Origin of the sequence: Paracoccus angustae (assembly GCF_042648745.1) — a bacterium.
In the GTDB taxonomy this organism is placed as follows: domain Bacteria; phylum Pseudomonadota; class Alphaproteobacteria; order Rhodobacterales; family Rhodobacteraceae; genus Paracoccus; species Paracoccus angustae.
Genome location: NZ_JBHRXY010000007.1, coordinates 43,218 through 59,724, shown reverse-complemented (window position 1 = coordinate 59,724; position 16,507 = coordinate 43,218). Strand labels below are relative to the sequence as shown.

The window sequence follows — 16,507 nt, the reverse complement described above, 5'->3', positions numbered from 1 at the left end:
GCGGTTAAGAAGGGGTTAAGCCCCAGATCGGCGGCTGCGCATCGCGTCGGCGAAACGCTGGAACAGATACAGGCTGTCCTGAGGGCCGGGCGCGGCCTCGGGGTGATATTGCACGGAAAAGACCGGCTTGTCCTGGACCCGGATGCCGCAATTGCTGCCGTCGAACAGGCTGACATGGGTCTCGATCACGCCGCGGGGCAGGGTCTGGCTGTCCACCGCGAAGCCGTGGTTCATCGAGGTGATCTCGACCTTGCCGGTTTCCGTGTCGCGCACGGGATGGTTCGCGCCATGGTGGCCGTGGCCCATCTTCACGGTCTTCGCGCCAAGCGCCAGCGCCAGCATCTGGTGGCCCAGGCAGATGCCGAAGATCGGCATGTCGCGGTTCAGCAGCCCCTGGATCATCGGCACGGCATAGGCGCCGGTCGCCGCCGGATCGCCGGGGCCGTTCGACAGGAACACGCCCTCGGGGTCATGGGCCAGAACCTCCTCGGCGGTGGCGGTGGCGGGCAGCACAGTCACGTCGGCCCCGAAGGCCACCAGCGAGCGCAGGATGTTGCGCTTCGCGCCGTAGTCCAGCGCCACGACCTTGAAGGGCTTGGGCTCGGGCGAGGTGCCAAAGCCCTTGCCCCATTCCCAAGCGCCCTGGTCCCAGCGATAGCTTTGGCGGCAGGTCACGTCGCGCGCCAGATCGAGACCCACAAGGCCGGTCCAGTCGCGGGCCTTGGCGACCATGGCGGCGATGTCGAAATTGCCCTGGGGGTCATGGGACAGCACCACATGCGGCGCGCCCTGCTGACGGATCGCGCGGGTCAGGCGGCGGGTGTCCACGCCGCCGATGCCGATGCGGCCGCGCCGGGCCATCCAGTCCGCCAGATCGCCCGCGGCGCGCCAGTTCGACGGCTCGGTCGGATCCCAGCGGACAACGATGCCGCTGGCGACGGGATCGGGGGCCTCGTCGTCTTCGGGCGTGATGCCGGTGTTGCCGATATGGGGAAAGGTGAAGGTGACGATCTGGCTGGCATAGGAGGGATCGGTCATGATCTCCTGATAGCCGGTCATCGCGGTGTTGAAGACCAGCTCGGCCACGACTTCCCCGGGGGCGCCGAAGCCCTGGCCGTAGAAGACGGTCCCGTCGGCAAGCGCAAGGCAGGCGGTCGGTTTGTTGGCCATGGCAAGCACCCTTTGCGTGAAATCTGCCGGTCAATAAGGGCCGGGGCTGGCAAGGTCAAGGACATCGCCCCATCTTGATTTGCGCGGGGGGCTGGCCTAAACGCCAGGTTTTCGCGTCCCCGGGAGACGACAATGGACCTGCGCGCCACCCTGCAAGCCGCCACAAAGGAAGCCATGAAGGCCAAGAACAGCGCGCGGCTGTCCACGCTGCGGCTGATCACCGCCGCCATCAAGGACCGCGAGATCGCCGCCCGCACGGGCGACGGCGACGGCACGCTGGGCGACGCCGATCTGATCGCCATCCTGTCCAAGATGGTCAAGCAACGCCAGGAATCGGCCAAGGCCTACGAGGAAGGCGGCCGGCTGGAGCTGGCCCAGAAGGAGGAGGACGAGATCGCCGTCATTCAGGAGTTCCTGCCCCGGCAGCTGTCCGAGGCGGAAACCGCCGCCGCCATCGACGCGGCCATCGCCGATCTGGGGGCGACCGGGATCCGCGACATGGGCCGCGTCATGGCGGAACTGCGCGACCGCCATGCGGGGCAGATGGATTTCGGCACCGTGGGGCCGCTGGTCAAGGCGCGGCTGTTGAACTGAAAAGGGTGGCAGGGCGTTGAACGCGGCAGGAGGCGACAGCGATGCCAGCCAAGTCGAAAGCCCAGCAGAAAGCCGCGGGGGCCGCCCTGTCCGCCAAGCGTGGCGACACAAAGGTGGCGGACCTCCAGGGCGCGTCCAAGGACATGCATGACAGCATGAGCGAGGCTCAGCTGAAGGATCTTGCGCAAACCGCGCGCAAGGGCAAGCCCGAGCATGTGAAGAAGGACTGATCAGCGCAGGCTGGCCAGCCGCCGTTGCAGGTCGTCGTGCAGGCTGCGGCGTTCCTCGGGCGTGAGGAAGGCGCCCAGTTCGATCTCTCGTTGCCCGTCGGTAAGCGTCAGGTAGGATTCGACCGGCCCGCGCCGCAGCGTCGGGCGCAGCCAATAGCTGTTCGTTGTCCATTCCCGCAGCCGCCCGCCCGGATCGCGGCGCGAGACCCGGGCGGTCCTGCGGTCCAGCACCAGCTCCTCGGCCATGTCGCCCCGGGCATAGCTGCGCTGGATCGCATGCCACACCCCGCCGATCACCAGCAGCACAAAGGGCAGAAGGCCCCAAAGAACGGCGGTGCCCAGCATCGCCACCACCGGCAGCGCCATGAAGCCCGCCGTTACCCCGATGAACCAGACAAAGCCGCGGCGGGGCAGCGACTGATAGGGCCAGAGCCTCAGCCGATATGATAAGGCCCCGGTGTGATCCGGGGCCGTGTCGATCCATTCATAGGGCATCAGTGGGCGTGGCTGTGATCCCAGTCCTCGCGCCGGGGAAGCTGCTCGAAGGTGTGCTCCGGCGGGGGCGAGGGCAGGGTCCATTCCAGCGTGTCGGCGTACTCGTTCCAGTAGTTGTTCTGGGTCACGCGCTTGCCTGCGAACAAGGTGTAGAACACGACGCCGATGAAGAACAGGAACGACGCGAAGGACAGGTAGGCGCCCAGAGAACTGATGTAGTTCCAATAGGCGAACTCGACCGGATAGTCGATGTAGCGGCGCGGCATCCCCTGGCGGCCCAGGAAGTGCTGCGGGAAGAAGGTCAGGTTCGCGCCGATGAACATCATCCAGAAATGCAGCTTGCCCGCCCATTCGGGATACTGGCGGCCCGACATCTTGCCGATCCAGTAATACACGCCCGCGAAGATCCCGAAAACCGCGCCCAACGACATCACGTAGTGGAAGTGCGCCACGACATAGTAGGTGTCATGGTAAACGCGGTCCAGCGGCGCCTGCGACAGCACGACGCCGGTCACGCCGCCCACGGTGAACAGGAACAGGAAGCCGAAGGCCCAGAGCATGGGCGTCTTGAACTCGACCGAGCCGCCCCACATCGTCGCGATCCACGAGAAGACCTTGATGCCCGTGGGCACGGCGATGGTCATGGTGGCCAGCATGAAGTAGCTTTGCTGGGTCAGCGACATGCCCGCGGTGTACATGTGGTGCGCCCAGACAACGAAGCCCAGCACGCCGATCGCGGCCATTGCCAGAACCATCGGCAGATAGCCGAAGATCGGCTTCTTGGCGAAGGTCGAGATCACGTGGCTGATGATGCCGAAGCCCGGCAGGATGATGATGTAGACCTCGGGGTGGCCGAAGAACCACAGGATGTGCTGGTACAGCACCGGGTCGCCGCCGCCGGCCGGGTTGAAGAAGTTGGTGCCGAAGTTGCGGTCCATCAGCAGCATGGTGATGGCGCCGGCCAGCACCGGCAGGGCCAGCAGGATCAGCCAGGCGGTGATAAAGACCGACCAGGCGAACAGCGGCACCTTGAACAGCGTCATGCCGGGGGCGCGCATGTTCAGGAAGGTGGTGATGATGTTGATGGCGCCCAGGATCGAGGACGCGCCCGACACGTGAACCGCGAAGATCGCCAGGTCCATGGAATAGCCGGCCTCGGTCGTCGAAAGCGGCGGATACAGGACCCAGCCGACGCCCGAGCCCAGCTGGTCGGACCCGCCCGGCGACAAAAGCGACGCCACGCCAAGCGCCACGCCCGCCACATACATCCAGTAGGACAGGTTGTTCAGGCGCGGAAAGCTCATGTCCGGGGCGCCGATGTGCAGCGGCATGAAATAGTTGCCGAAGCCGCCGAACAGCGCGGGAATCACCACGAAGAACATCATCAGGACGCCGTGATAGGTGATCATCACGTTCCACAGATGCCCGTTCGGGGTGCATTCGGCGGTCGCGTCGGCGATGAAGCGCGCGCCTTCCAGGCACATGTATTGCACCCCGGGATTTTGCAGCTCCATCCGCATGTAGACGGTGAAGCTGACCGAGATCAGACCCACGATCCCCGCGGTGAACAGGTACAGGATCCCGATGTCCTTGTGATTGGTGGACATGAACCAGCGGGTGAAGAACCCGCGTTGGTCGTGATGGTCGTCGTGGCCATGAACGGCTGCGTCTGCCATACCCGAACTCCCTCAGATATAGTGATCCGGTCCGGCAGACCGGCATTTCCCTGGGGTTGTTCTAGACCAGCCATGCCGACCCGGCAATGCCCTAAGGGCGCCGGAACGGCAGCTTTTGGCGGCAAACGGCGCTGCGGGGTCAACGATACACAAGAACGGGGATTTTGGAATGGGTCAGAATCTTGGTGGCCTGGCTGCCCATCACCAGCGCCGCCATCCCGCGCCGTCCGTGGGACGCCATGGCGATCAGGTCGCAGCCTTCGGCCAGGGCGGTGTCGATGATCGCCTCGGAGGGGCTGTCGTGCCATTTGTGATGGGTCCGCGCGGGCACGCCCGCGGCCGCCGCCTTGTCGCGCGCCGCTTGCAGGATCCGTTCGGCCTGGCGGGCGGCATCCGCGTCGTAGCTGCCGCGCGTGCTCTCGACCTGCATCGAATCCGCGCTGAGGATGCGGAACGGTTCGGTCACGATTACCACCGTCACCTCCGCCCCCATCCCGGCGGCAAGCGCGATGCCCTTGTCGACCGCCTGGGTTGCCAGTTCCGACCCGTCGGTCGGGATCAGGACATGCTTGAACATCGCTCCTCCGTCGCTGTGGAACCGCCGCTGCGGTCCGGTTTCGGAGGGCAACCTGCCATGGCAGGCTTCGGGGCGGATTGATCCAGGTCAAACGGACCGGCCCCGAAGGACCGGCCCGTCGCGGGAAGCGTCAGCCCGTCACTGGGCGGCAGGCGAGGCGCTTGCCAGAAAGGCCGCGATATCGGCCTGGTTCTTGTTCAGCTTGAAGGTCATCTTCGTGCGCGCCGCCGAGTCGCCGGTCTTTTCCTGCACGAACTTGTTCGGATCGGTGATATAGGCGGCCAGATCCTCGACCGTCCAGACCTCGCCCGCATCCTTCAGCGCGATCAGCGCCTCGGAATACTTGTAGCCTTCCTGGCTGCCCGCCGGACGGCCCACGATGCCGTACAGGTTCGGTCCGGTGGCCCCGCCCTTCACGATGTCCTCGCCCTCGGGCGACTGGATCATGTGGCAGGCCTTGCACTTGCGGAATTCCTTTTCGCCGTTTGCGGCATCCTGCGCCAAGGCGGGCATGGCTAGGACTGCACCCGTCAGGGCGGCAATGATCGCAAATCTCATTCTTTCCTCGCTATTCCAAAAGATTGGAAGTCCCAGCCAACCTACATAAAGCCGCAAACGGGAATAGCCAGCCGTCAGAAGGTCGCATCCGACGAAAAGCGGTCAGCCGAAGACCGCGTCGAACTGCCGCCGCAGCGCCACGTCCAGGTCCGCCATGCCGACCGGCAGGCCCAGATCGACCAGACTGGTCACGCCATGCCCGCTGATCCCGCAGGGCACGATGCCGTTGTAATGGGTCAGGTCGGGTTCGACATTGATGGCGATGCCGTGAAAGCTGACCCAGCGGCGCAGCTTGACGCCGATGGCCGCGATCTTGTCGTCGCGGGGGCTGCCGTCGGGCAGGGGCGCCTTGTCGGGGCGCGGCACCCAGACCCCCACGCGCCCGTCGCGGACCGCGCCCGCGACGCCGAATTCGGCCAGCGCGGCGATGACCCAGGACTCCAGGCCGGTCACAAAGGCCCGCACGTCGCGGCCGCGCCGGTTCAGGTCCAGCATGACGTAAGCGATCCGCTGCCCTGGCCCGTGATAGGTGTATTGCCCGCCCCGCCCGGTGACATGAACAGGGAAACGCGCCTCCAGCAGGTCGCCGCCCTTGGCGCTGGTGCCCGCGGTGTAAAGCGGGGGATGTTCGACCAGCCAGACGGCCTCGTCCGCCCGGCCCGCATGGATCGCGGCCACCCGCGCCTCCATGAAGGCCACGGCCGCGTCGTAATCGGTCAGCCCGTCTGCCGTGATCCAGTCCACCATGCAGGCGGTCTGGACCGCCGCGCGCGCGCCGTCAAGCGGGGGCGTAAAATCCCCCTTTTCAATCCGCCGCGCCTCGGCTATCACCCGCCGCACTGCCCGGATGCGGTCGTGGCGGAATTGGTAGACGCGCAGCGTTGAGGTCGCTGTTCCTTAACCGGAGTGGAAGTTCGAGTCTTCTCGACCGCACCATCTTTCCCTGACATCGTTGTTGCGGCAAAAACCGGGCACACGCCCGTTGCGAATGAGGATGTTATGAAGATTGCCGTTGTCGGCCTGGGCTATGTCGGGCTTTCGAACGCGGTGCTGCTGGCGCAACAGTCCACGGTGGTGGCGCTGGACATCGACACGGGCAGGGTGGCTGCCGTCAATGCCCGCCAAAGCCCGATCGAGGACGCCGACATCGCCCGCTTTCTGGCCGAACGCGATCTTGACCTGACAGCCACCACCGACCCGCGGCAGGCGCTGGAAGGCGCCGATTTCGCGATCGTGGCCACGCCCACGAACTATGACCCGCGCACCAACGGCTTCGACACCTCCTCGGTCGAGGCGGTGATCGCCCTGGTCCGCCAGCACGCGCCCGCGACGCCCATCGTCGTCAAGTCCACCGTGCCGGTGGGCTTCACCAGCCGGATGCGGGCCCGGACGGGCTTCGACGGCATCATCTTCTCGCCCGAGTTCCTGCGCGAAGGGCTGGCGCTGCACGACAACCTGCATCCCAGCCGGATCGTTGTCGGCGACAAGGGCGAGGCGGCCCGCCGCTTTGCCGGCCTGCTGCTGCGGGGGGCGCTTTCCAAGGACGTGCCGGTCCTGTTCACCGATTCGACCGAGGCCGAGGCGATCAAGCTGTTCGCCAACACCTTTCTGGCCATGCGCGTGGCCTATTTCAACGAACTGGACAGCTATGCCCTGACCCACGGCCTGGATCCCCATGCGATCATCCGGGGGGTGGCGCTGGATCCGCGGGTGGGCGACTATTACAACAACCCGTCCTTCGGCTATGGCGGCTATTGCCTGCCCAAGGACACCAAGCAGCTTCTGGCGAACTACTCCCTGGTGCCGCAGAACCTGATCGCGGCCATCGTCGAATCGAACCGCACGCGCAAGGATTTCATCGCCGACCAGATCATCGCGCAGAACCCGCGCACGGTGGGGGTCTACCGGCTGGTGATGAAGGAAGGCTCGGACAATTTCCGCGACAGCGCCATCCAGGGCATCATGAAGCGGATCAAGGCCAAGGGGATCTCCTGCATCGTCTACGAGCCTGCCTTGCAGGCCGATCATTTCTTCCATTCACCGGTCGAGCGCGACCTGGAGGCGTTCAAGGCCCGGTCGGACCTGATCATCGCCAACCGCCGCCACGACGACCTGGCCGATGTCGCGGACAAGCTGTTCACCCGCGACCTGTTGCAGCGCGACATCTAGCCGCGGATGACGCCGGGCGCCCGCATATCCGCCGCGATCGAGGTGCTGGACCGCGTTCTTGCGGGCCAGCCCGCCGAGCAGGCCTTGCTGCGCTGGTCGCGGGCCAGCCGGTTCGCGGGCTCGGGCGACCGGGCGGCGGTGCGCGACCTGGTGTTCGACGCGCTGCGCTGCCGCAACAGCCATGCCGCTCTTGGCGGGGCGCTGACCGGGCGCGGGCTGATGATCGGCGGGTTGCGCGCCGCCGGACGCGATCCTGCCGCCCTGTTCACGGGACAGGGCCATGCCCCCGAACCCCTGGCCGAGGGAGAGGGCGCCGGCCCGGCCCACGGCGTGTCCGACATCCCGGACTGGCTCGGTCCCTTGTGGAACGGCTCGCTGGGCGAGGATGCGGGTGCTGTCGCGGCGGCGATGCGGCGGCGGGCGCCGGTCTGGCTGCGCGTCAACACGCGCAAGGCCACGCCTGCCAAGGCCCTGCGTGCCCTGGCCGATGACGGGATCGCCGCCACCCCCGACCCGCGCCTTGAAACGGCCCTGCGGGTGACGGAAAACGAACGCCGCCTGGCGCAGGGCCGCGCCTATCGGGACGGGTTGGTCGAGTTGCAGGACTTGTCGCCGCAACTGGCCTGCGCCGCCCTTCCGGTGGCGCCGGGAATGCGCGTCCTGGATTATTGCGCGGGCGGGGGCGGCAAGACGCTGGCCTTGGCGGCGCGGGCCGCGGATCTGACGCTGGTCGCCCATGACGCCGATCCGGCCCGGATGCGCGATCTGCCGCAGCGCGCCGCGCGGGCAGGGGTCCAGGTGCGGCTGGACGCCGATCCGGCGGGCCGCTTCGACCTGGTGATCGTGGATGCGCCTTGTTCCGGCTCGGGCACGTGGCGGCGGACGCCCGATTCGAAATGGCGCCTGACCGAGGCGGCGCTGCGCGATCTTGTCGCGTTGCAGGCAGGGATCCTGCGCAAGGCGGCGCGGCACGTGCCGCCGGGCGGGCTGATGGCCTATATGACCTGTTCGGTTCTCGATCCCGAAAACGACGGGCAGGCGGCGGCGTTCCTGCGCGACCATCCGGGATTTTCGCAGGTGTCGCGCCGTCTCTGGACCCCCCTTGACGCCGGGGACGGCTTTTTCATGTCGCTGCTGGCCCGCCGATGAGGCCGCGCGCCGCCATTAACGCAATCTTAAGCGCTTTGGCGGTACCCAGCACCTGGAGAAACAGGAAAGGGGCTCGGCGCATGGTTCTCGGGGAAACGCAATCGGCCTTGTCGCGCAATGCCGCGGTGGCCTTGCCCTTGCTGATGTGTCCGGTGGCGCTTGCGGCCATCACCGCCCTTGTCGCGCCCCAAAGCCGCTATGGCGTGCTGGCCCTGGTGATTGGAACGGTCGCGGTTGCCTGGTATATCCTGGGGGGCGTGATCTCGCTGGGCTATGTGCTGGACCGGCTGGCCGCCCGGCGGGCCCTGGCGAAGATCCGGCACGAGGTTGCCGCCGCCCCGGAGCCGGTCTGGATCTGCGATTCCGACGGGCTGGTGATGTTGCAGAACGAGGCCTCGCGCAGCGGCTTCGGCGACATTGCCGGGCAGAACATCCTGCGGCTGGTGTCCGGCCTGCGGGCCGACGCCCTCCAGGACATGGAGGGGCTGGTGCGCCGCGCGGGCTATGCGGGCTGCGCGGATCTGGCGCTGGCCTCGGGGGACACGCTGACGCTTGGCCGGGCCGAGGATGCGCCCCTCCAGATCTGGTCCTATCACCGCCAGGGCAGCGCCGCCCCGGCCCCGGCGGACGAGGACGAGGACGAGGAGGAAGCCCCCGACGATTTCGAGGCGATCCCGGTCGCCCTGCTGCGCATCGCTCCGAACGGCTATATCCGCCGGGCCAATGCCGCGGCCCGGCGGCTTCTGGGCCATAGCCTGCCCGAAGGGCCGGACCCGGTGCATATCGGCAGCCTGCTGGACGGTCCCGGCCGCCCCGCGGGGGAATGGATCGCGGAAACCCATGCCGCCCGCCGCACCGACGGCCGGTCCGAGGTGCTGCGCCTGCGTTCGCCCGACGACGCGGCCAAGGAACAGCATTTCCAGGTCACGCTGGCGCTCGATCCGGTCGAGCAGTCGGGGGTGATCGCGGTGCTGAACGACGCCAGCGCCCTCAAGACGCTTGAAGCGCAGTTCGTGCAAAGCCAGAAGATGCAGGCCATCGGCCAGCTGGCGGGGGGCGTCGCGCATGACTTCAACAACCTGCTGACGGCCATCCGGGGCCATTGCGACCTTCTGATGCTGCGTCACGACAAGGGCGACCCCGATTATGCCGACCTGGACCAGATCGGCCAGAACGCCAACCGCGCCGCCGCGCTGGTGGGCCAGCTTCTGGCCTTCTCGCGCCGGCAGCAGCTCAAGCTGGAAACGCTGGATCCGCGCGACGTGCTGGCGGATCTCACCCATCTTCTGAACCGCCTGGTGGGCGAAAAGGTCACGCTGACGATCACCCACGATTCCGCCCTGCGCGCCATCCGCGCCGACAAACGACAGCTGGAGCAGGTCATCATGAACCTTGTGGTCAACGCCCGCGACGCCATGCCCGCGGGCGGCAACATCGAGATCCGCACCGACGTGGCGGCCATCGGCGGCGACGGCGCGCGCGGCAAGGTCTCGCTGCCCCGGGGCGACTACCTGCGGATCCGCGTCACCGACGAGGGCTGCGGCATCGACCCGGCCCTGCGCGACAAGATCTTCGAGCCGTTCTTCACCACCAAGCGCGTGGGCGAGGGGACCGGCCTGGGCCTTTCCACCGCCTATGGCATCGTCAAGCAGACCGGCGGCTACATCTTCTGCGACAGCGAACCGGGCAAGGGCACCTGCTTCTCGCTGTATTTCCCCGCCCAGGCCGGTGGCCAGCCCGCCCCGCGTCCGGCGCCCGCCGCGGCCGCCATCCCGCAGCCCGAACGCCGCGCCACCGTTCTGCTGGTCGAGGACGAGGCCCCCGTCCGCGCCTTTGCCGCCCGCGCCCTGCGGCTGAAGGGCTATGACGTCCACGAGGCCTCCAGCGCCGAGGAGGCGCTGTCGCTGCTGGACGGCACCCTGGCCGTGGACATCTTCGTCACCGACGTGGTCATGCCCGGCATGGACGGGCCAAGCTGGGTCCGCGCGGCCCTGCACGACCGCCCCGGCACCAGGGTGATCTTCATGTCGGGCTATACCGAGGACATTTTCGGCGAAGGTCACGAGCCGATCCCCAACGCCACTTTCCTTGCCAAGCCCTTCACGCTGAACGAACTGGCGCAATGCGTGGCCCGCCAGTTGCAGGGTCCGCCGCGCCGCCTGGACGCGTGAACGCTTTCTTAACGGTTCCGGCCCAAGGATGGTTAAGGAAAGATGATTCGTCCTGTGGATAACGCTTGAAAAAGCCGTCCCGACAACGCATCTATGCCCAGGAACAAGAAGTGAACATAAACCTCCCGTAGCCGGCAGATTGCTGTATCGGCCGGGCTGTGAAATAACGGTAAGGACGATATGGCACAGGCGAGCATCTTCGACATGAACGACAAGCGCAGCGCGGACAAGCAGAAGGCGCTCGACAGCGCCCTTGCCCAGATCGAGCGGCAATTCGGCAAGGGCTCGATCATGAAGCTGGGCAAGGACAGCCCGGTGGCCGAGATCGAGGCGACCTCGACCGGGTCGCTGGGGCTGGACATCGCCCTGGGCATCGGCGGCCTGCCCAAGGGCCGCATCATCGAGATCTTCGGTCCGGAAAGCTCGGGCAAGACCACGCTGACGCTGCATGTCGTGGCCGAGGAACAGAAGAAGGGCGGCGTCTGCGCCTTTGTGGACGCGGAACACGCCCTGGATCCGCAATATGCCAAGAAGCTGGGCGTGAACCTGGACGAGCTGCTGATCAGCCAGCCCGACACCGGCGAACAGGCCCTGGAGATCGTGGACACGCTGGTGCGGTCGGGCGCGGTCAGCCTGGTGGTGGTCGATTCGGTGGCGGCGCTGACGCCGAAATCCGAAATCGAAGGCGACATGGGCGACATGCAGATGGGCAGCCAGGCCCGCCTCATGAGCCAGGCGATGCGCAAGCTGACCGCCTCCATCGGCCGGTCCAACTGCATGGTGATCTTCATCAACCAGATCCGCATGAAGATCGGCGTGATGTTCGGCAACCCGGAAACCACCACGGGCGGCAACGCGCTGAAATTCTATGCCTCGGTCCGCCTGGACATCCGCCGCACCGGCGCCGTCAAGGACCGGGACGAGGTGATCGGCAACACCACTCGCGTGAAGGTCGTCAAGAACAAGGTGGCGCCGCCCTTCCGGCAGGTGGAGTTCGACATCATGTACGGCGAGGGCGTCAGCAAGGTGGGCGAGCTGATCGACCTTGGCGTCAAGGCCGGCGTGGTCGAGAAATCGGGCGCCTGGTATTCCTATGGCGACGAGCGCATCGGCCAGGGCCGAGAGAACGCCAAGCAGTTCCTGCGCGACAATCCCGAAAAGGCCATGGCGATCGAGGACAAGATCCGCGCAAGCCACGGCCTGGAATTCGCCGTCGAGGGCGGCGAGGACGACAGCCTGACCGAGGAATGATCGGCGGAAACGGCGCGCGGGCAGGGATGCCCGCGCGGTTTCCTGCGCCTGTCCTGCGGCAAGCGTGAATGGCGATTGCTGGACAGGGCAGCCCTCGGGTTATAGACCATTCGCCAAACCGGCGCGCCTGTTCGCGCCATCAGCTTGCGAAGGCCCCCGATGCCCACACTGAACGACATCCGCTCGACATTCCTTTCCTTCTTCGAGCGCAACGGCCATCGCGTGGTCGACAGCTCGCCCCTGGTGCCGCGCAACGACCCGACGCTGATGTTCACCAACTCGGGCATGGTGCAGTTCAAGAACCTGTTCACCGGGGTGGAAACCCGCGACTACAAGCGCGCGACCACCGCGCAGAAATGCGTGCGCGCGGGCGGCAAGCACAACGATCTGGACAATGTGGGCTACACCGCGCGCCACCACACCTTTTTCGAGATGCTGGGCAATTTCAGCTTCGGCGACTATTTCAAGGACGGCGCCATTCCCTTTGCCTGGGAACTGCTGACCAAGGATTTCGGCATCCCCAAGGACAAGCTGCTGGTCACGGTTTACCACACCGACGACGAGGCCGCGAACATCTGGAAAAAGGTCGCGGGCCTGACCGACGACCGGATCATCCGCATCCCGACCTCGGACAATTTCTGGCAGATGGGCCCGACCGGCCCCTGCGGTCCCTGCACCGAGATCTTCTATGACCACGGCGATCATATCTGGGGCGGCCCTCCGGGCAGCGCGGACGAGGACGGCGACCGCTTTATCGAGATCTGGAACCTTGTGTTCATGCAGAACGAGCAGTTCGAGGACGGCTCGATGCGCGCGCTGGACATGCAGTCGATCGACACCGGCATGGGGCTGGAGCGGATCGGCGCGCTGCTCCAGGGCAAGCACGACAATTACGACACCGACCTGATGCGCTCGCTGATCGAGGCAAGCGCCCACGCGACCAGCGCCGATCCAGACGGGCCGGGCAAGGTCCATCACCGGGTGATCGCCGACCACCTGCGCTCGACCAGCTTTCTGATCGCGGACGGGGTGATGCCGTCGAACGAGGGGCGCGGCTATGTGCTGCGCCGGATCATGCGCCGGGCGATGCGCCACGCGCACATGCTGGGCGCGCAGGACCCGGTCATGCACAAGCTGGTGCCCGCCCTGGTGCGCCAGATGGGCGCTGCCTATCCCGAACTGACCCGCGCGCAGGCGCTGATCGAGGAAACGCTGCGCAGCGAGGAAACCCGCTTCCGCCAGACGCTGGACCGCGGGCTGCGGCTGCTGGACGACGAACTGGCCCGCCTGCCCGAAGGCGCGAACCTGCCGGGCGAGGCGGCCTTCAAGCTGTATGACACCTATGGCTTCCCGCTGGATCTGACGCAGGACGCGCTGCGCGAGCGCGGCCGGTCGGTCGATACCGCCGGCTTCGACGCCGCCATGGCCGAGCAGAAGGCCAAGGCGCGCGCCGCCTGGGCGGGTTCGGGTGAATCCAAGGACGCCGCCATCTGGTTCGAGCTGGCCGAGAAGCACGGCGCGACCGAGTTTCTGGGCTATGACACCGAGGAAGCCGAGGGCCAGATCCTCGCCCTGGTGGCGGACGGGACGGACGTGGCCGAGGCCGAGCAAGGCCAGACGGTGCATATCGTGGTGAACCAGTCGCCCTTTTACGCCGAAGCCGGGGGGCAGGTGGGCGATACCGGGCTGATCAGGACGGAAACCGGCGCGGCCCGCGTGACGGACACCAGAAAGGTCGCGGGCGTCTTCCTGCACGTGGCCGAGGTGACGCTGGGCACCATCAGCCGCGGGCAGGGCGCCACGCTTTCGGTCGATCACGCCCGCCGCAGCGCCATCCGGGCCAACCACTCGGCCACGCACCTGCTGCACGAGGCGCTGCGCCGCGCGTTGGGCGCGCATGTCGCGCAGCGCGGCAGCCTGAACGCGCCCGACCGGCTGCGCTTCGACTTCAGCCACAACAGCGCCGTCTCGCCCGAGGAACTGGCGCGGGTCGAGGCCGAGGTGAACGATTTCATCCGCCAGAATGCGCCCGTGGAAACGCGCATCATGACGCCCGACGACGCGCGGTCCTTGGGCGCGCAGGCGCTGTTCGGCGAGAAATACGGCGACGAGGTGCGGGTCGTCTCGATGGGCCGTCTGACCGACAGCGGCAAGGGAACGGACGGCCACACCTATTCGCTGGAGCTTTGCGGCGGCACGCATGTCGTGCGCACGGGCGACATCGGGGCCTTTGCGCTGCTGGGCGACAGCGCATCCAGCGCGGGGGTGCGCCGGATCGAGGCGCTGACCGGACAGGCCGCCCTGGCGCATCTGCGCCATTCCGACAGCCAGCTGTCGGAAATCGCGGGCATCCTCAAGGCGCAGGCGGGCGATGTCGTGAACCGAGTCAAGGCGCTTGCCGAGGAACGCAAGGCGCTGGCGAACGAGGTCGCGCAACTCAAGCGCCAGTTGGCCATGGGCGGCGGCCAGGCCCAGGCCGCCAAGGACATCGGCGGCGTCAAGTTCATCGGCCGCAAGGTCGAGGGCGTCGGCGGCAAGGAACTGGGCGCCCTGGTCGACGAGATGAAATCGCAGCTTGGCAGCGGCGCGGTGCTGGTTCTGGCCGAGGCCGAGGGCAAGGCCACGGTCGCGGCAGGGGTGACGCCCGATTTGGTGGACCGGATCAGCGCCGTCACGCTGGTGCAGACCGCCACCGCCGCGCTTGGCGGCAAGGGCGGCGGCGGGCGGCCCGACCGGGCGCAGGGCGGCGCGCCCAGTCTTGCGGCTGCCGACGACGCCATCGCCCAGGTCGAGAAACTGCTGGAGGAAACGGCATGACCGCGCTCTGGATCGCCCATGTGACCGTCACCGACCCCGAGGCCTATGCGAAATACGCCCAGGCCGCCGGTCCGGCCATCGCCGCGCATGGCGGGGTTTTCCTGGCGCGCGGCGGGCGGTTCCAGCAGATGGAGGGGGCGGAGCGTCCCCGCAACGTGGTCGCGCGCTTTCCCAGCTTTGACGCCGCCGTTGCCTGTTACAACAGCAGCGAATACCAGGCGGCGCTGGCTCATGCCAAGGGCGCGTCCGAACGCGACCTTGTGATCGTCGAGGAAACGCCTCCGCCAGCGGAATAGGCTTTGTTTGTCATCCTTTCGTGGTATTTCTGACGCATAACACAGAAACGCGAAGGGGCAGGATCATGTGCCGTTGGGCCGCCTATGTGGGCCAACCGATTTTCCTCGAGGAAATCGTCAGCCGCCCGGATCATTCGCTGATCCGGCAAAGCCAGGGGGCGCGGCGCTGCGTGACGCCGGTGAACGCGGACGGCTTCGGCCTCGCCTGGTATGGCGAACGGCCCGAGCCGGGGCTGTATCGCGACGTGATGCCCGCCTGGTCGGACCCGAACCTGCACAGCCTGGTCGCGCAGGTGCGGTCGGGACTGTTCATGGCCCATGTCCGCGCCTCGACCGGGACGGCGACCAGCCGCAACAATTGCCATCCCTTCGTCTCGGGCCGCTGGAGCTTCATGCACAACGGGCAGTTCGGCGGCTATGACGCGTTCCGCCGCGATGCCGACGGGATGATCCCCGACGATCTTTACGCCCACCGCAAGGGCGCCACCGACAGCGAGGCGCTGTTCCTGATCGCCCTGGGCGAGGGCCTTGACCTGGATCCCAAGGGCGCCATGGAGCGCGCGGTCGCGCGGCTGACCGATCTGGCGATGCGTCGGGGCAGCGCGCCCTTTGTGCGGGCCGCCTGCGCCTTCTCGGACGGGCAAAGGCTTTATGCGATCCGCCATGCCAGCGACGACGGGGCGCCCAGCCTGTTTCACCGCTGGTCGCAAACCCGCAACGGGCGCGCCGTGGTGTCGGAACCGCTGGAAACCGACGAGAACGACTGGACCGAGGTGCCGCCGGGCAGCTTCTGCATCTTCGACCAGGGCAGCGTCACGATCCAGCCGTTCCTGCCGCAGGCGCAGGCCCGCGCGGCCTGATCCTTACCCCTGCGAAGGGGCGTGGCGCGGGGCAGGGGGCGTGGCCTCTCCCATGGCGGGTTCCCCCGACACCACGGTGGCATGGCCGCTGGGCTGCGGAGCGGCGGCAGGCGGCAGGTCGGGCACGGGTTCCGGCGCGCGCGCGGGCGAGGCCGCGGCGGGATATTCCGGCTGCGGCGGGCGGGCCTGCGACGGGGCGGGAACGGCGAGTGTGCGGCGGAAGACCAGCAGGTTGTGATAAACCGTGTTGCGCCCGGTCAGGCCGCTGCGTTCCTCGGACGGCAGGACATCGGCGCGGACATATTCCCAGCCGTCGCGCGCCATCCGGTTCAGCTCCAGGGTGAGGGCGACCGAATAGCGATCCGCCGGCGTCTTGGCATCCTTGGCCTTTTCGCCGCGAGACGGGGCGGGAATGACGCTGTATTCGAACTGGCCCAAGGCGATGCTCCCTTTGATGCGCGGCTGCGTCCCGCGATAACCTGATGCTGCGGCCG

General features: G+C 67.2%; 16 protein-coding genes and 1 tRNA gene. 10 read left to right on the top strand and 7 right to left on the bottom strand.

What is annotated here, in order from left to right:
- Positions 1-15 precede the first annotated feature (15 nt).
- Positions 16-1,170: a glutamine-hydrolyzing carbamoyl-phosphate synthase small subunit gene (gene carA, locus ACFOM8_RS10775; protein ID WP_377761360.1), complete on the bottom strand. Its 1,155-nt coding sequence runs from the start codon at positions 1,168-1,170 to the stop codon at positions 16-18.
- 132 nt (positions 1,171-1,302) lie between these two features.
- Here carA and ACFOM8_RS10770 point away from each other — a divergent pair, with 132 nt between their 5' ends.
- Both ACFOM8_RS10770 and ACFOM8_RS10765 read left to right on the top strand, forming a co-directional pair.
- Positions 1,303-1,764, top strand: coding sequence for a GatB/YqeY domain-containing protein (locus ACFOM8_RS10770; protein ID WP_377761359.1), 462 nt, complete (start codon positions 1,303-1,305; stop codon positions 1,762-1,764).
- A gap of 41 nt (positions 1,765-1,805) precedes the next feature.
- A complete protein-coding gene (locus ACFOM8_RS10765) occupies positions 1,806-1,994 on the top strand; it encodes a DUF3008 family protein (RefSeq protein WP_377761358.1) in 189 nt (62 codons plus the stop codon).
- On the opposite strand, the gene ACFOM8_RS10760 is transcribed toward ACFOM8_RS10765, so the two are convergent.
- The 5 genes from ACFOM8_RS10760 to lipB form a co-directional block, all read right to left on the bottom strand.
- Positions 1,995-2,489 carry a DUF2244 domain-containing protein gene (locus ACFOM8_RS10760; protein ID WP_377761357.1) on the bottom strand — a complete coding sequence of 165 codons (495 nt, stop codon included), beginning with the start codon at positions 2,487-2,489 and terminating at the stop codon, positions 1,995-1,997.
- Positions 2,489-4,165, bottom strand: a complete 1,677-nt coding sequence (ctaD, locus tag ACFOM8_RS10755; protein ID WP_377761356.1) for a cytochrome c oxidase subunit I — start codon at positions 4,163-4,165, stop codon at positions 2,489-2,491. Before ctaD ends, ACFOM8_RS10760 begins: the two co-directional genes overlap by 1 nt.
- Positions 4,166-4,304: 139 nt before the next feature.
- Entirely contained in the window at positions 4,305-4,742 is a 438-nt protein-coding gene (locus tag ACFOM8_RS10750; RefSeq protein ID WP_377761355.1) for a universal stress protein, read from the bottom strand.
- A 138-nt stretch (positions 4,743-4,880) separates the two neighbouring features.
- Positions 4,881-5,300 (bottom strand): c-type cytochrome, encoded by a 420-nt coding sequence (locus ACFOM8_RS10745; RefSeq protein WP_377761354.1) that lies wholly within the window; start codon positions 5,298-5,300, stop codon positions 4,881-4,883.
- Positions 5,301-5,402: 102 nt separating this feature from the next.
- Positions 5,403-6,140 (bottom strand): lipoyl(octanoyl) transferase LipB, encoded by a 738-nt coding sequence (gene lipB / locus ACFOM8_RS10740; protein ID WP_377761353.1) that lies wholly within the window; start codon positions 6,138-6,140, stop codon positions 5,403-5,405.
- Between the two features lie 9 nt (positions 6,141-6,149).
- On the opposite strand from lipB, the gene ACFOM8_RS10735 reads away from it, so the two are divergent.
- From ACFOM8_RS10735 to ACFOM8_RS10700, 8 genes are all read left to right on the top strand, one after another.
- A tRNA-Leu gene (locus tag ACFOM8_RS10735) sits at positions 6,150-6,236 on the top strand.
- Positions 6,237-6,299: 63 nt separating this feature from the next.
- A complete protein-coding gene (locus tag ACFOM8_RS10730) occupies positions 6,300-7,469 on the top strand; it encodes a nucleotide sugar dehydrogenase (RefSeq protein WP_377761352.1) in 1,170 nt (389 codons plus the stop codon).
- Positions 7,470-7,475: 6 nt separating this feature from the next.
- Entirely contained in the window at positions 7,476-8,618 is a 1,143-nt protein-coding gene (locus ACFOM8_RS10725; RefSeq protein ID WP_377761351.1) for an RsmB/NOP family class I SAM-dependent RNA methyltransferase, read from the top strand.
- Between the two features lie 80 nt (positions 8,619-8,698).
- Positions 8,699-10,789 carry an ATP-binding protein gene (locus ACFOM8_RS10720; protein ID WP_377761350.1) on the top strand — a complete coding sequence of 697 codons (2,091 nt, stop codon included), beginning with the start codon at positions 8,699-8,701 and terminating at the stop codon, positions 10,787-10,789.
- A 180-nt stretch (positions 10,790-10,969) separates the two neighbouring features.
- A complete protein-coding gene (gene recA / locus ACFOM8_RS10715) occupies positions 10,970-12,040 on the top strand; it encodes a recombinase RecA (RefSeq protein WP_377761349.1) in 1,071 nt (356 codons plus the stop codon).
- A 159-nt stretch (positions 12,041-12,199) separates the two neighbouring features.
- Positions 12,200-14,857, top strand: a complete 2,658-nt coding sequence (gene alaS / locus ACFOM8_RS10710) for an alanine--tRNA ligase (protein ID WP_377761348.1) — start codon at positions 12,200-12,202, stop codon at positions 14,855-14,857.
- Positions 14,854-15,153 (top strand): DUF1330 domain-containing protein, encoded by a 300-nt coding sequence (locus ACFOM8_RS10705; protein WP_377761347.1) that lies wholly within the window; start codon positions 14,854-14,856, stop codon positions 15,151-15,153. The genes alaS and ACFOM8_RS10705 overlap by 4 nt, the downstream gene beginning before the upstream one ends.
- A 65-nt stretch (positions 15,154-15,218) precedes the next feature.
- Positions 15,219-16,013: a class II glutamine amidotransferase gene (locus tag ACFOM8_RS10700; RefSeq protein WP_377761346.1), complete on the top strand. Its 795-nt coding sequence runs from the start codon at positions 15,219-15,221 to the stop codon at positions 16,011-16,013.
- 3 nt (positions 16,014-16,016) lie between these two features.
- Here the strand turns inward: ACFOM8_RS10700 and ACFOM8_RS10695 are convergent, their stop codons facing one another.
- The gene (locus ACFOM8_RS10695; RefSeq protein ID WP_377761345.1) at positions 16,017-16,451 is read right to left on the bottom strand and encodes a DUF4177 domain-containing protein; all 435 of its coding nucleotides are present in this window, start codon (positions 16,449-16,451) and stop codon (positions 16,017-16,019) included.
- Positions 16,452-16,507: the final 56 nt, after the last annotated feature.

Coding starts and splice junctions, on each gene's coding strand:
- ACFOM8_RS10700 (WP_377761346.1), top strand. CDS start 15,219: ATGTGCCGTTGGGCCGCCTATGTGGGCCAACCGATTTTCCTCGAGGAA.
- ACFOM8_RS10750 (WP_377761355.1), bottom strand. CDS start 4,742: ATGTTCAAGCATGTCCTGATCCCGACCGACGGGTCGGAACTGGCAACC.
- recA (WP_377761349.1), top strand. CDS start 10,970: ATGGCACAGGCGAGCATCTTCGACATGAACGACAAGCGCAGCGCGGAC.
- ACFOM8_RS10765 (WP_377761358.1), top strand. CDS start 1,806: ATGCCAGCCAAGTCGAAAGCCCAGCAGAAAGCCGCGGGGGCCGCCCTG.
- ACFOM8_RS10745 (WP_377761354.1), bottom strand. CDS start 5,300: ATGAGATTTGCGATCATTGCCGCCCTGACGGGTGCAGTCCTAGCCATG.
- ACFOM8_RS10760 (WP_377761357.1), bottom strand. CDS start 2,489: ATGCCCTATGAATGGATCGACACGGCCCCGGATCACACCGGGGCCTTA.
- ACFOM8_RS10705 (WP_377761347.1), top strand. CDS start 14,854: ATGACCGCGCTCTGGATCGCCCATGTGACCGTCACCGACCCCGAGGCC.
- carA (WP_377761360.1), bottom strand. CDS start 1,170: ATGGCCAACAAACCGACCGCCTGCCTTGCGCTTGCCGACGGGACCGTC.
- ACFOM8_RS10730 (WP_377761352.1), top strand. CDS start 6,300: ATGAAGATTGCCGTTGTCGGCCTGGGCTATGTCGGGCTTTCGAACGCG.
- ACFOM8_RS10725 (WP_377761351.1), top strand. CDS start 7,476: ATGACGCCGGGCGCCCGCATATCCGCCGCGATCGAGGTGCTGGACCGC.
- alaS (WP_377761348.1), top strand. CDS start 12,200: ATGCCCACACTGAACGACATCCGCTCGACATTCCTTTCCTTCTTCGAG.
- ACFOM8_RS10720 (WP_377761350.1), top strand. CDS start 8,699: ATGGTTCTCGGGGAAACGCAATCGGCCTTGTCGCGCAATGCCGCGGTG.
- ACFOM8_RS10770 (WP_377761359.1), top strand. CDS start 1,303: ATGGACCTGCGCGCCACCCTGCAAGCCGCCACAAAGGAAGCCATGAAG.
- ctaD (WP_377761356.1), bottom strand. CDS start 4,165: ATGGCAGACGCAGCCGTTCATGGCCACGACGACCATCACGACCAACGC.